The sequence below is a fragment of the Serratia sp. NA_13 genome, assembly GCF_052691735.1.
Map to the genome: position 1 here is coordinate 110,928 of NZ_JBQZFV010000003.1, position 12,568 is coordinate 123,495.

Annotated in this window: 12 protein-coding genes and 2 pseudogenes; 9 read left to right on the forward strand and 5 right to left on the reverse strand. The window is 54.3% G+C overall.

Annotation, left to right across the window (positions count from 1 at the left end):
• Window positions 1-102: 102 nt before the first annotated feature.
• Both ACUTSU_RS07200 and ACUTSU_RS07205 read left to right on the forward strand, forming a co-directional pair.
• Window positions 103-570 (forward strand): annotated as a pseudogene (locus ACUTSU_RS07200) (MATE family efflux transporter); the annotation flags it as partial.
• Window positions 547-747 carry an MFS transporter gene (locus tag ACUTSU_RS07205; RefSeq protein ID WP_445654014.1) on the forward strand — a complete coding sequence of 67 codons (201 nt, stop codon included), beginning with the start codon at window positions 547-549 and terminating at the stop codon, window positions 745-747. The pseudogene ACUTSU_RS07200 and the gene ACUTSU_RS07205, both read left to right, overlap by 24 nt.
• Here the strand turns inward: ACUTSU_RS07205 and ACUTSU_RS07210 are convergent, their stop codons facing one another.
• Both ACUTSU_RS07210 and ACUTSU_RS07215 read right to left on the reverse strand, forming a co-directional pair.
• Window positions 748-942: a hypothetical protein gene (locus ACUTSU_RS07210; RefSeq protein WP_445650419.1), complete on the reverse strand. Its 195-nt coding sequence runs from the start codon at window positions 940-942 to the stop codon at window positions 748-750.
• A 292-nt stretch (window positions 943-1,234) separates the two neighbouring features.
• Window positions 1,235-3,610, reverse strand: coding sequence for a glucose/quinate/shikimate family membrane-bound PQQ-dependent dehydrogenase (locus ACUTSU_RS07215; RefSeq protein ID WP_445650420.1), 2,376 nt, complete (start codon window positions 3,608-3,610; stop codon window positions 1,235-1,237).
• A gap of 637 nt (window positions 3,611-4,247) precedes the next feature.
• On the opposite strand from ACUTSU_RS07215, the gene ACUTSU_RS07220 reads away from it, so the two are divergent.
• Window positions 4,248-6,164, forward strand: coding sequence for a hypothetical protein (locus tag ACUTSU_RS07220; protein ID WP_445650421.1), 1,917 nt, complete (start codon window positions 4,248-4,250; stop codon window positions 6,162-6,164).
• Between the two features lie 186 nt (window positions 6,165-6,350).
• On the opposite strand, the gene gabD is transcribed toward ACUTSU_RS07220, so the two are convergent.
• Window positions 6,351-7,826 (reverse strand): NADP-dependent succinate-semialdehyde dehydrogenase, encoded by a 1,476-nt coding sequence (gabD, locus tag ACUTSU_RS07225; RefSeq protein WP_445653962.1) that lies wholly within the window; start codon window positions 7,824-7,826, stop codon window positions 6,351-6,353.
• Window positions 7,827-8,042: 216 nt separating this feature from the next.
• Here gabD and ACUTSU_RS07230 point away from each other — a divergent pair, with 216 nt between their 5' ends.
• Window positions 8,043-8,255 carry a glycogen synthesis protein gene (locus tag ACUTSU_RS07230; protein WP_445650423.1) on the forward strand — a complete coding sequence of 71 codons (213 nt, stop codon included), beginning with the start codon at window positions 8,043-8,045 and terminating at the stop codon, window positions 8,253-8,255.
• A gap of 86 nt (window positions 8,256-8,341) precedes the next feature.
• Here the strand turns inward: ACUTSU_RS07230 and ACUTSU_RS07235 are convergent, their stop codons facing one another.
• Window positions 8,342-9,256: a pyridoxamine 5'-phosphate oxidase family protein gene (locus ACUTSU_RS07235; protein WP_445653963.1), complete on the reverse strand. Its 915-nt coding sequence runs from the start codon at window positions 9,254-9,256 to the stop codon at window positions 8,342-8,344.
• A 5-nt stretch (window positions 9,257-9,261) separates the two neighbouring features.
• Window positions 9,262-9,879, reverse strand: coding sequence for a glutathione S-transferase (locus ACUTSU_RS07240; protein WP_445650425.1), 618 nt, complete (start codon window positions 9,877-9,879; stop codon window positions 9,262-9,264).
• 98 nt (window positions 9,880-9,977) lie between these two features.
• Between ACUTSU_RS07240 and ACUTSU_RS07245 the strand changes: the two genes are divergently transcribed.
• The 5 genes and pseudogenes from ACUTSU_RS07245 to ACUTSU_RS07265 all read left to right on the forward strand — a co-directional run bounded on the left by ACUTSU_RS07245 (window position 9,978) and on the right by ACUTSU_RS07265 (window position 12,559).
• Entirely contained in the window at window positions 9,978-10,883 is a 906-nt protein-coding gene (locus ACUTSU_RS07245; protein ID WP_445650426.1) for a LysR family transcriptional regulator, read from the forward strand.
• Window positions 10,884-11,038: 155 nt separating this feature from the next.
• Window positions 11,039-11,833 (forward strand): alpha/beta hydrolase, encoded by a 795-nt coding sequence (locus ACUTSU_RS07250; RefSeq protein WP_445653964.1) that lies wholly within the window; start codon window positions 11,039-11,041, stop codon window positions 11,831-11,833.
• 3 nt (window positions 11,834-11,836) lie between these two features.
• Window positions 11,837-12,208, forward strand: coding sequence for a RidA family protein (locus ACUTSU_RS07255; RefSeq protein ID WP_409326509.1), 372 nt, complete (start codon window positions 11,837-11,839; stop codon window positions 12,206-12,208).
• A 56-nt stretch (window positions 12,209-12,264) separates the two neighbouring features.
• A pseudogene (locus tag ACUTSU_RS07260) lies at window positions 12,265-12,435 on the forward strand (aromatic amino acid aminotransferase); the annotation flags it as partial.
• Window positions 12,410-12,559 carry a hypothetical protein gene (locus ACUTSU_RS07265; protein ID WP_445654020.1) on the forward strand — a complete coding sequence of 50 codons (150 nt, stop codon included), beginning with the start codon at window positions 12,410-12,412 and terminating at the stop codon, window positions 12,557-12,559. The pseudogene ACUTSU_RS07260 and the gene ACUTSU_RS07265, both read left to right, overlap by 26 nt.
• Window positions 12,560-12,568 lie beyond the last annotated feature (9 nt).

The following is a 12,568-nucleotide window of genomic DNA, read 5'->3' on the forward strand; positions in this document are numbered from 1 at the left end:
ATTCAATCACTTAGATAAAATTCTTTCAACGATCCCCGTCACACATAGTATTTCGCAGAGTGATAGACTCTGCCTGACTCATGCCCTGCCAAAAGTTTTGTACTGCATATCACGCTGAAGAGTTATTTTTGTCCGTTAAAACTGACGATTTTGTGGGAAGTTTTGGGGATCGGCATTCCCGCCAGCATTGAGTCGGTGCTGTTCAACGGCGGTAAATTACTGACGCAAATGTTTGTCGCCGGTATGGGCACCAACGTTATCGCCGGCAATTTTATCGCTTTCTCAATTGCCTCACTGATTAACCTGCCGGGCAATGCCCTGGGATCTGCGTCGACCGTTATTGTCGGAAAGCGCCTGGGGAAAGGGCAGATAGCCCAGGCAGAACGGCAGTTGCGCCACATATTCTGGCTGGCGACCCTTGGGTTAACGGTCATTGCCTGGGGTACCGCGCCGCTGGCAGGGGTATTCGCCTCGTTTTATAGCCAACAGGACGATGTGAAGGAGGTGGTGAAGGTGCTTATCTGGCTCAACGCCGCCTTTATGCCAATCTGGGCCGCTTCCTGGGTATTATCGACCATCGGCATGTCCTATGTGGCGGGCCTGATGTACGTCAACTACGGCTTCAAAACCTCGTATCGGATTCTCGGCTGTATTGCCTTGCTGTTTACCCTGATCTCGGCCTTTGCCCTGAGCGGCAAGGTCGCGGTGGTAAAACAGGAGGGCGTACTGCCGGCGGCGGTGAATTAATCAATACAGTAACGTCATGAGGCTAAAGAACAATAATGTCAGGGCAATGATAAACCCGGTTTGCAGCGTTTTGCGCAGCAGGCGGCACTGGCCCCAGCGGGTAGTGCTCAGGCGGTTGTCGAGAGCAAACAGCGCCGGCACCATCAGCAGCACATAAACCAGCATCAGCATGGCGGTCAGAGGTTGTTGGCTCATGCAAAATCCTCCATGCCTTTATGGATGCAGGGGACGATAGCGATTTTTTGTCTGCTGCGGTGTTCAGTCATATGTCTCCAAAGAGGGCCGCCCGAAGGCGGCCGCCAGTCTACTGCCTGTTAATGTCGAGATGATGGTCGGCCACTGCCGGGGCCAACGCAGTTATAATATTGAGAATGATAACCATTATCAATGCATGAAGTGAAATTTATTGTGGAAAAGGTTTTGCGGGGTGCTTATCGTGAAAGAGCACGCCAGATGACGTGCTCTGTGATAGGGCTATACTCGACGATTATTTTTCATCTGGCAGTGCGTAAGCAACGATATAGTCGCCCAGCTTGGTGCCAAAGGAACCATGGCCGCCGGCAGAAATGACCACGTACTGCTTGCCGTTGACCTCATAGGTCATTGGCGTCGCCTGGCCACCGGCCGGTAACCGCGCTTCCCACAGTTTTTCACCGTTGGTCACGCTGAAGGCACGCAGATAGTTGTCCGCCGTTGCGCCAATGAAGAACACATTCCCGGCGGTTGAGACCGGTCCGCCCAACATCGGCATACCCATTTTGAACGGCAGCGGCAGCGGAGAGCTGTCGCGCACGGTACCAATGCGTTTTTTCCACACGATATCGTTGGTCTTCAGATCCACCGCAGAAATGTAACCCCAGGCAGGCTGTTTGCACGGCAGGCCAAGTGGTGACAGGAACGGATTCAGGGTCACGCCGAACGGCACACCGTACTGCGGCTGGACGCCGGACTCGGTACCGCTGCCGCCTTTATCGCCGACCGGCGGCTCGATTGGGTTGCCTGGGCCGCGTGGGATCAGTTTTGATACAAACGGCAGTGCGATAGGGTTGGCGATGGCCACCTGACGGTCAGTATCGACAGACAGGCCACCCCATTCGAACATACCGAGGTTACCTGGGAATACCAAAGTGCCCTGTTCGGAAGGTGGGGTGAAGGTACCCTCATAACGCAGGCTGTGGAACATCACACGGCAGACCAGTTGGTCATAAATGGTGGCGCCCCACATATCCGCGCCGGTCAGTTTTTTCTCAGGGCGGAAAGTCAGCTCAGAGAAAGGCTGAGTCGGTGACAGGCGGTCGCCCTTGGCTGGGCCTTGCGGAACCGGTTTTTCCGGTGCAGGAACTACCAGCTCACCGTTGGTGCGGTTAAGAACGAAGATGTTGCCGGTCTTGGTCGGCACATAAATCACCGGCACCTTGTTGCCGCTCTTGTCGGTGATATCCGCCAGCGTTGGCTGGGCCGGTACGTCCATGTCCCACAGGTCGTGGTGCACCGTTTGATAGAACCACACCAGCTTACCGGTAGAAGCGTTCAATGCCAGCAGGCCGCTGGCGTAACGCTCCATGTTCGGCGTGCGATCGCCGCCCCAGATATCCGGAGTGGTCACCCCCATTGGCAGGTAAACGATATCCAGCTTGGCATCATAGGCTGAAGGCGCCCAGGAGTTTGGCGAGTTCGGTGTGAAGTGGTGTTCATCCGCCGGGATGGCGTTAGGGTCATCTGCACCTGGATCAAACGCCCACAGCAGTTTACCGCTGTTGACGTCAAAACCGCGGATCACGCCCGAAGGTTCGCGATTGGAGTAGTTATCGGTCACCGCACCGGCAATGACAATCACCTTATCGGTGATCACCGGCGGTGAGGTCGGCTCATAATGACCTGGAGTGGCATACGGCATATTGCTTTGCAAATTGAGTTCGCCGTTATTGGCAAAATCGGCGCAAGGCTGGCCGGTCTCGGCATCCAAAGCAAACAGGCGGCCATCATTCACCGGCAGGATAATGCGGCGTGCGCACTGTGCCGGAGAGGCGTCGGTGGCGTTGCCTGCGGCGGCAGGGGTCTCATGATAAGAGACGCCACGGCAGGTGATGTGCTGGAAGGTTGGGTTGAACTTCAACTGAGGATCAAATTGCCACTTTTGCTTACCGGTGGCCGCATCCAGTGCGAACAGCTTCTGGTGTGGGGTACACAGATAGAGCGTGTCGCGGATTTTAATCGGGGTCACTTCGTTGGTTATTTCCCCTGGATCGTTGGCGGTTTTCAGATCGCCAGTCTGGAAGGTCCAGGCTTCCTTGAGCTGACCGACGTTCTTGTCGTTGATCTGGCTCAGTGGGGAATAACGTGTGCCTTCCTGAGTACGGCCATAGGCCGGCCAATCGGCGTCTGATACCTGAGGGGCAACTTTCACCTGGGCCGGTTCAAGGGTGCCGTTGATCTCTTGTGGATCGTTAAACACCGCATAGGCCAGTACTGCGACGGTGAACACCAGCGCGATACTCAGTGCGCTGTAGGCCAACTTGCCGCTGGCAATCAGCTTGTGATAGATAAACGGCAGTACCAGCCACAGGCCGAAGAAGAAGGTGACGTCCAGACGCGGCGTCAGTGCCCAGAAGTCCGGGCCGACCTCCCACAGTGCCCAAATGGTGGTGCCAAGTAAAAATACGGCATACAGCAGCAGGGCAGTGGCGCGGCGGCGAGCCAACAGCCAGGCGGTAACCAGCAACACCAGGCCGGCAATGATGTAGTACAGCGAACCGCCGAGTTTGGCCAGCCAGATGCCGCCTCCTAGCAGATAGAGTCCGCTCAGCGCGGCAAATAGCGCCGTGATGATGATGAGCGGCGACAATGATGCTTTATTTTGCATAGTATTATCCTTACCAAAATGAAAAGTCCCCGATTTAGAGATTAAGCCATATCCAAAAAAACACGCGGTTTCTCCCTAAAAATCCATCCCGTGCGTTCGGCAAACCCTCTCCAGCGCCAAGGCTAAAAGGCAGTGGCAGTTAAAATGGTGGGGCTGGTTTTGGCTTGTTGAAAAACTCTGTCATGGGGGACGAAAGTAAAAAAGCACTGCATTCGGCGTAGTGTTTTGCCGGTTCATTGAGAGGCTGGCAACCGCTTCGCCTGAAGCGCGGCTAGGTTACTCTAATTGTTATTCTTTCGTTGCATACCTTGTGCTGTTTCGGCAGTTTTTTGTTGGCTTTATGAATCTGACTCATAAGCTCAAGCAGATTTAACGCATAGCTATTCTTCAACACCCGTCACCCGTTAGGAATTACCCGGTGAAGTGGTTGGAGCAGGTCAGCGACGCGCAGTACCAAAAATAATGGTTGCGCAACGATGATGCCCGACTTTCCAGGCAATATGGCTTGCCGGGTGCCAGTGGGGTTTGCGAAGGATTGGCCAGCGATGGCACAACAGCCAATTCATGACCTGCGGGTTGGTTCTCATTTACCTTGGATAAGCCGACTGTCGGTCATTAATCCAATAAGGTAAATGCCATGAACAACTGTCCTGATATATCTACGTTGCGCACCCTCGTACCGGCTGCTGTCGGAGAACTGATTGAGGTGACCTCCTATTATTCCAATTGGAATGCTCCGGTGACGTTACCGGACGGTGGCGGTTTATTCAGTGCGGTGCAATCGTCAACGCTGACTGATGACGGGGGGATGTACATCAAATCAACGGGTAATTGGGTCTGGGTACGAGTTTTGGACGTCTCGGGTACCGTTACTCCCGCGATGTATGGGGCGCGTGGTGATAATCTTGCCGACGATACTCTACCTCTTACTACATGTTTTCTTTCCCCTTACGCCGTGATTTGCCGGGCAGGTGCCACTTATTTGACGTCTGATACGGTCAGAATCAAAGATGGCAGGACGTCACGTAAAACCATCAATTTAAATGGTGCCACGATCAAAGCCAAAGCGGGCCATGTGAAACCGATGTTCGCCAATGAAACGTCGACTGCAGAAGCCTATGACTTTCTTCACGGCGTTGAAATGTTTGGCGGGAAGCTGATGGGAGTAGCCAACCGCGACAGTGTTTACAATTCGGTAAAAAGTCATGTTGGTTATTCTGGCGCTGACGGTAGCTATTTCCACCATATGCAACTGAGTGGTTTTAACGACGGATTCAGCCTCCAGGGGCGGTCGATGGCACACGACATTATTGTGGATGAATGCCGTGATGATTTCTTCGCCACCTATAATGACAGTAATGTGATCTCCGACGTTATTTGTGGTTATTGCCTCGGCGATGGATTTTTGGTTAAGGGAAATAATAACAATGTGACCAATATTCGCATGCAGGGGGCGGGTATTCCTTCGGACAAGCCTGAGGCTGGCTATCTTTCCGGTGCAGTGTTAAGTGTTGCGCAAGATAAAGATATGGGAAGTAATAATTATATCTCGAATATTCAGTGCGGTCAGTGGGGGAGCGGGATAGCCATTTTATCTGGTAGCAATAATACCTGTATTAACATTCAAGCGGGAGATTGCTATTTTTTAAACAACCCAACCAGTAGCGCGATCAATAACCGTGCTTGCGCGGTTTATGTTTCAGGGAAAGGACAGGTTGTCCGTAATGTGACTGCCGGTGCCTGCCTCAGTGGCGTTGAACTGCATGACGGTTCTGAAGACAACTTAATCGATGGTGTTTCTCTGCGCTCCTGTTTCCATAGCTTCGCGTTAACCGCGTCAGGCCAGCAGAGCCGTTGCCGCATTGGTCGCCTGGATATCGGAAAAGTCGATAGTGCGGACAGTATTTATATCCGAATGCCACAGTTGGTGATCGACGAGATTAACGTACGTGAATATTCAGCTGCTTATACTGCCGGTTCTGCGATTTGTCGAATTTTGGAACCTTGCTCTATTCGACGCTTGAGCTTTGCTCACGGATTACCTGAGGGTGTGCTGCCAATTGTTCTACTGGCAGCCGATTGTGATATTGACGAATTGATTATTAAAGAGACGAAGGCCGTTTGCCTGGTAACTACGGCCACTACTATCAAAGTCCCGCGCAATTTGACTATAGAACAGAGCAGTGAGGCGATTGATTCGCCTGTGAAGTTGCTGGGCGCGGGGCAAAGTGTGGCCGGAAACTGGAGTATAAAAGGGAAAAACAGTGTGTTACCGGCATTGCGCGGGCCGGATGTGCATCTGACTTTAGGCCAGTACACCGGTTTACCGTGGTATATTGATACACCGTTATCTTCGGATGTACGTATTAGTAAACCGGTTGGCGGTAACTACAGCAAGGCCACTACTGCGGTGGCTCAGGGCGGGTTTACGCTGAAAACGGGAAGTGGGCAGGCAACCGCTGCAGAGCTGGCATTAGCCTGGGATGGGACGCGGATCCATGTTGCTCTTGATGGTCAGGACATTGGTTTTCTAACGCCACAGAACTACAGCTGATCTGTTCCCCAATCGCTGCATATCAATAATTGTTTCATTCACCCTTGCCCTGCGTGCGATGCTGTAGGACTTTTTAGTTTATGTCAGTCCTGTTGCTCACAAACTGTTAGCGGCGGAGAATTCCATTGTTGACCTCATGATAATCTTTGGCCCGCGTCGTGCGGGCCATATAAAGACATCAGGTGGTTAGCTCCCCAGCCCGCCGAGGCACAGGTACTTAATCTCAAGATAATCCTCGATACCGTATTTTGACCCCTCACGGCCCAGCCCAGAGTTTTTAACCCCGCCGAAAGGGGCGACTTCGGTAGAAATCAGCCCTTCATTAATGCCGACGATGCCGTATTCCAGCGCTTCGGCGACGCGCATGACCCGACCGATATCCCGGCTGTAGAAGTACGAGGCCAGGCCAAACGGCGTGTCATTGGCCAGCTCAATGGCTTCGGCTTCGCTATTGAAACGGATTAACGGCGCTACCGGGCCAAAGGTCTCTTCATGGAAGATTTTTGCCTGTTGTGGCACATTGGTCAGGATGGTCGGCGTAAAGAAGTTATTGCCCAGCGCATGAGGATTGCCACCCAGCAGAACCTTGGCACCCAACCGCACCGCGTCGGCGATATGCTCGCTGACTTTTTCCACGGCGGCCGGGTTAATCAACGGGCCGATAGTTACACCGTCGTCCAGGCCGTTGCCGACCTTCAGCTTCTCTACCGCCGTTTTGAGCTTTTCGGCGAAGGCATCGTAGATGCCGTCCTGCACCAGAAAACGGTTGGTACACACGCAGGTCTGGCCGGCATTGCGGTATTTGGAAGCCACGGCGCCTGTCACAGCGGCGTCCAGATCGGCATCGTCAAACACGATAAACGGCGCGTTGCCGCCCAGTTCCATACTGGTCTTTTTGATGGTCGGAGCACACTGCGCCAGCAGTTGCGCACCCACCTCGGTGCTGCCGGTGAAGGAGAGCTTGCGTACGTCCGGGTTGGCGGTCAGCTCCGCCCCTATGGCCTGGCTCGGGCCGGTAATGACGTTGCAAACTCCGGCCGGTAAGCCTGCTCGCTCGGCCAGCACGGCGATGGCCAGTGCAGAGAAGGGGGTTTGGCTTGCGGGGCGGATCACCCCGGTACAGCCCGCAGCCCAGCCGGGGCCAGCTTTACGGGTGATCATCGCCGCCGGGAAATTCCACGGCGTAATAGCAGCAAATACACCAATCGGTTCTTTCTGCACGATAATGCGGCGGCCGGCCTGGGGCTGAGGAATGGTGTCACCGTAGACGCGTTTGCCTTCTTCGGCAAACCACTCGATAAAGGACGCCGCGTAGGCAATCTCACCCCGGCTTTCCGCCAGCGGCTTGCCCTGTTCTGCGGTCATGATCAGCGCCAGATCGTCCTGATTTTCCATCATCAACTCGAACAGGCGGCGCAGTTTGCCGGCCCGTTCTTTGGCGGTCAATGCGCGCCAGGCCGGCTGGGCCTTTTTCGCGGCGGCGATCGCCTGCGCGGTCTCTTTGGCCCCCAACGCCGGCACCTGACCGACCAGTTCGCCGGTGGCGGGATTGTGGATCTTGATGCTCTGGTCGCCTTTGATCGGCAGCCATTGCCCGTCGATATAGTTGGCCTCGCGGAACAGCGCAGGATCTTTGAGGGTGGCAGAGAAGTGATTGCTCATCGGTTTTCTTCCTTATCAGAATTCAACACAGGGTGACCTACCCCAAACGGCACCCCTTTACCCTAGCAAACTTTTCCGCCTCTATTTGCCCGCTCCGTGGCAACTAATCAATTTGCCGCCATGAGCACCTTCTGTACAAAAAACATCCGCCGTCGGGACGATACTGAAACCAGCAGGCATATGACCCTTTTCGATGTGATTAAAAGGAGTGTGCAAATGATGAAATCAGTGGACAGACATCTTTATGGCGGCGGAGAAATGGATTTTTTGGCTTCCAGCATTGCGTTGATGGAGTGGCAGGGGCGAGAGCTCGACGCCGGCAAAGTGGCCGGTAATATGTCGGAGTCGCAAAGCCGGTTGTTCTTTGAACGCCTGAGCTATTTCCGCCAGCTTTATCAAACCGCGTCAACGGTGGAACATAGCGTATAAACTCCTGGCGTCCCCTCTCCTTTGGGAGAGGGTGAGGTGAGACAGGCAGAACAGATGTGGGAATACCCCCGCCAACGCAGGGTTTTTTATTCCGTCCACACCCCGGTATTGAGCGTTGCCGGGGAGAACTCAAGATTACGCCCCCGCCACGGCAGCGCCTGTGAAAAACGCCATGCGCGCTGTATATCGAAACGCCAGTAGCGTTCCGCCCCTACCACCTCCTGGCCGATCTCTGCTTGCCAGAGGATCTGCGTTTCCCCCTGCAAATGTAAAACATCCCCGCGTTCAAAATCGATAAACAGCAGCGCTGCCCGCGGTTGCGCCAACAGGTTACCCAGGGTATTCATATAGCGATTGCCACGAAAATCCGGTATCCACAGGGTGCTTCCCTCCAGATAGATAAATCCCGGTTTTCCGCCCCGGTGCGAAATATCCACGCCACCTTGCACCTGCTGGATATGGGCGGCACTGGCCACGAAACAGGTATCCGCGCTGCGAATCAACGCCTGGGCCGCCGCATCCAACGTAGTGAGATGTTCGATTGGCGCAGGGTTGGCGGGTGCCGGATACAGCTCGCGCCGCTGGATATACTGCGGACAGTTGCCAAAGCTTTGCCTGACTTCGATCTCAATGCGGTTTTTGTCGGTACGTCCGATCACACCGTTGGCGCGGTTACGGCGTCGGTTGCTAAAATCCAGCCCCAGCGCTCCCACCGGCTGGCCGGATTGTAATGCTGCCTGCGCCGGATCGTCGTTGCGGCGTGAGGTACTGATACGCAGGTGGGTGCTGTCCGGCGTGCGCAAAAAACCGGGTGGGCCGCTAAACAACGTAGCTACCGGCCAACCTTGCTCGTCCAGAGTGGCAACAAACAAGTAAGGCAGCGCTTCGAAAAACTTGCGGTGCTGGTCTGGCATGCTGGGGAAAATACCGCCGCCCACCTGGTTAAATCCGGCCAGGGTCTGGGCACGTAGTTCATCGGGGTGGAACATCTGCGGGATCATCGGATTTACCTCTCGACGGGGTACGGCAGTGACGGCATGGCAAAGAAGCCCGGCAATGCGGCAATACGCGCTACCCAGCGTTGAATTGCCGGGTACGGGGCCAGCGAAATGCCACCTTCCGGCGCTACCGCCACATAGCTGTAACAGGCCAGATCGCCAATGGTGGCCTGTTCCGTCGCCAGAAACTGATGGTCGGTCAGATGCTGCTCCATTTGTGGAAGGAAGCGCGCACTGATGGCCTGCGCGACCTGATAATCTTCTGGCACGCCGAATTGGGCGATCAAACGAGCGGAAGCCGGCCCATAGCGGACTTCTCCCGCAGCTTTAGACAACCATTGCTGTACCTGGGCCGCCGCCACGGGTTCTTCGGGTAACCAATGGCTATCCGGCGCATAGCGCTTGGCCAGGTACACCAAAATGGCGTTGCTGTCGGCCAGCGCCAGCTCGCCATCCACCAGTAGCGGGATCTGGCCGAAAGGGTTCAGGCGCAGAAAGGCTTCGCTTTGGCGCACCGCTGCGGGGGCTGGGATAAATTCATACGGTAGTTCGAGTATCCGCAACAGCAACTCCACGCGGTGGACGTGGCCGGAAAGCGGGGTACCGTAAAGTTTTAGCTTTTGCATAATCACACTCCTGAAGGATTTTAATCAGCATACTCTTGCAGTCGGTGAGAGAAATCCGGCAATCTGGAAATTGATAATTTCACTTTATGGAACAGTCTATGGATCGGTTGGACGAACTGGCGATTTTTGTAGCGGTGATCCAGCATGGCAGCCTGGCTGCCGCCGGTCGCAAACTGCGACGTTCCGCCCCGGCGGTGACCCGGGCCATCGCCTCGCTGGAGCAGCGTTTTGGCGCCCGGTTGCTTGAACGTACGACCCGGCGGCTGGCCCCGACCGAGGTCGGACTGCGGCTGGCGGAGCGGGCGCATTTACTGCTGCATGAATACCAGGCGGCGGTACTGGATACGGCGGATAGCCAGCTCAGCGGCCTGCTGCGTATTACCTCGCCGGTGCAGTTCGGGCGTAAGCACGTGGCACCGGTGGTGATGGCGTTTCTCGAGCTTTATCCGCAGATGCAAATTGAAATGGTGCTCAACGATCGCAACCTGGATTTGATCGACGAAGGGCTGGACGTGGCGGTACGCATCGGCCATTTGCAGGACTCTTCCCGCGTGGCGCGTCGGTTGGGGCAGGTATCCCGAGTGGCGGTCGCCAGTCCGGCCTATCTGGCGCTACGTGGCGAGCCATTGGAACCGGCGCAGTTGGTCGACCATGACACCATCGTCGGCACCCAGCGGGCGTCGCTGCGCGAATGGCGGTTTGGTCCACAGGAAAACGGTGACAGGGTAAGGCTGACGCCGCGCTTGTTGCTCAATGACGTTGAAACCCAGTTGCTGGCGGCGCGGGCAGGCAAGGGCATCGCCCGGTTGCTGTCGTATCAGGTGGCAGACGACCTGGCGGCGGGGACACTGGTGCGCCTGCTGCCGGCGTTTGAACCCTTGCCGATGCCGGTGCAACTGGTGGCGCAACATAGCCAACGCATGCCGCTAAAAGTGCGTACCTTCTGGGATTATGCCTGGCAGGAATTAAGTCAGTTGGCGCAAATTCAGCCGCCGTTAAAATAGCGATTAAGGCTCAATAAGTTTCACTGGTAAAACTTGTTGAGCCGCAGAAAAGATTTATATTACCCTGCACGCATTGCTGTTGTCCCCTTCTTGACAATATTATTCCCAGTGCTAATAGTTAACGCATATCTTAAATAATAAACGAAGTTTAATATATGAAAATTTTGGCAGGCAGTTACGATAACGGTTCGACGGTGGACAATGAGGATGAAATTCTGAACTCATTCCAAACTCGCAGTCAGGCGGTTTATCAGCAAGTCCGCAGCGAACGTAATATTGCCTATGGGGGTTCACCCAGGGAAGTTTTTGACTGGTTATATTCTGACGAGACGCATCAGGGGACATTAATATTTATTCACGGAGGATATTGGCAATTTTGTTCCCGGGATGACTTTGCCTTTATTGCCACCGTGCCATTGGCATTGGGTTTTGACGTGGTGCTGCTGGAATATACGCTGGCACCACAGGCCTCGCTTGACGATATTTGTCGGCAAACCGGTGCGGCGCTAAACGCGATTCAACAACGCCTGGCACCCAATAAACTCGCGCCGGTTTACTTGTGTGGCCATTCCGCCGGAGGGCATCTGGCCAGTTTCTGGCAGCATCATCCTATGGTCGACGTGGTGTTACCGATCAGCGGTATTTTCGAGCTGGAACCCCTGTTAACCACCTACGTTAACCGACAATTGCAGTTGACCCAGCAGCAAATTGCGCAGTTAAGTCCGGCGCGCAATATACCTGAACGCATTAAACCGATGACGCTATTTTACGGCGCTGCTGAACTGCCGGAACTGATTGGCCAGTCACGGCATTACTATGCTGCGCTACAAGAAAAACAGCTGCCCGTCCGCCTGGTTGCGGTCGACGGTGCCAACCATTACAACGTGCTGGATTCACTGTTTGCCAAGGATGGGGCGTTGATCTGCCAGTTAACCACTACGGGGAAATAAACCATGCGTACCATTATCGATACCGGCTTACCGGAGATTGGCCAACCCTTTTCCTGGGCGACCAAAGGCGGTGGCATGCTGTTCACCGCCCATGGCCCGGTCAGGCCGGACGGCAGCATTGAAACTGGCGAGCCGGAAAAACAGATTACCCTGACCTTTGATAATCTGGCCCGGACGTTAAAGGCGGCAGAAAGCCACAGCGATAATGTTCTGCAGGTTATTGTTTATCTCACCGATGTGAGCGACGTTAAATTACTCGATGAAATTTATAAGCAATATTTTAATTATCCTTACCCCAATCGTTCAACGGTAATTGTTGACAAGCTGGTGGTGCCGGGAATGAAAATAGAAATAACCGTCACTGCTACCGCCTGAAATATATAACCACACCCCGCCCGAAAATTCATTAAATAATGAATTAAGGAACCACTATGTATAATCACATTGGCCGTTCGGCGGCCGATCCTATTATGTCGTTGATGGAAGCTTATTTACAGGATGAAAATACACAGAAAGTGAATCTGGGTATCGATCTTTATTACGATCAGCAAGGACGGATCCCGCTGATGCAAACGGTTGTTGCCGCTGTTCGATATTGCCTATCAGGGGTTTGGTGACGGTCTGGACGAGGGCTGTTTCGCGCTGCGTGAAGCATTGAAAACCGGCCTGGAATTTTTGGTCGCCAACGTTACTGCCACCATCCTGGATGTCACCCGTACTGCGTGAATAAGGTAG

Bases quoted from the DNA above. Each gene is read 5' to 3' on its own strand.
- ACUTSU_RS07210 (WP_445650419.1), bottom strand. From the start codon at position 942: ATGAGCCAACAACCTCTGACCGCCATGCTGATGCTGGTTTATGTGCTG.
- ACUTSU_RS07215 (WP_445650420.1), bottom strand. From the start codon at position 3,610: ATGCAAAATAAAGCATCATTGTCGCCGCTCATCATCATCACGGCGCTA.
- ACUTSU_RS07220 (WP_445650421.1), top strand. From the start codon at position 4,248: ATGAACAACTGTCCTGATATATCTACGTTGCGCACCCTCGTACCGGCT.
- gabD (WP_445653962.1), bottom strand. From the start codon at position 7,826: ATGAGCAATCACTTCTCTGCCACCCTCAAAGATCCTGCGCTGTTCCGC.
- ACUTSU_RS07230 (WP_445650423.1), top strand. From the start codon at position 8,043: ATGATGAAATCAGTGGACAGACATCTTTATGGCGGCGGAGAAATGGAT.
- ACUTSU_RS07235 (WP_445653963.1), bottom strand. From the start codon at position 9,256: ATGATCCCGCAGATGTTCCACCCCGATGAACTACGTGCCCAGACCCTG.
- ACUTSU_RS07240 (WP_445650425.1), bottom strand. From the start codon at position 9,879: ATGCAAAAGCTAAAACTTTACGGTACCCCGCTTTCCGGCCACGTCCAC.
- ACUTSU_RS07245 (WP_445650426.1), top strand. From the start codon at position 9,978: ATGGATCGGTTGGACGAACTGGCGATTTTTGTAGCGGTGATCCAGCAT.
- ACUTSU_RS07250 (WP_445653964.1), top strand. From the start codon at position 11,039: ATGAAAATTTTGGCAGGCAGTTACGATAACGGTTCGACGGTGGACAAT.
- ACUTSU_RS07255 (WP_409326509.1), top strand. From the start codon at position 11,837: ATGCGTACCATTATCGATACCGGCTTACCGGAGATTGGCCAACCCTTT.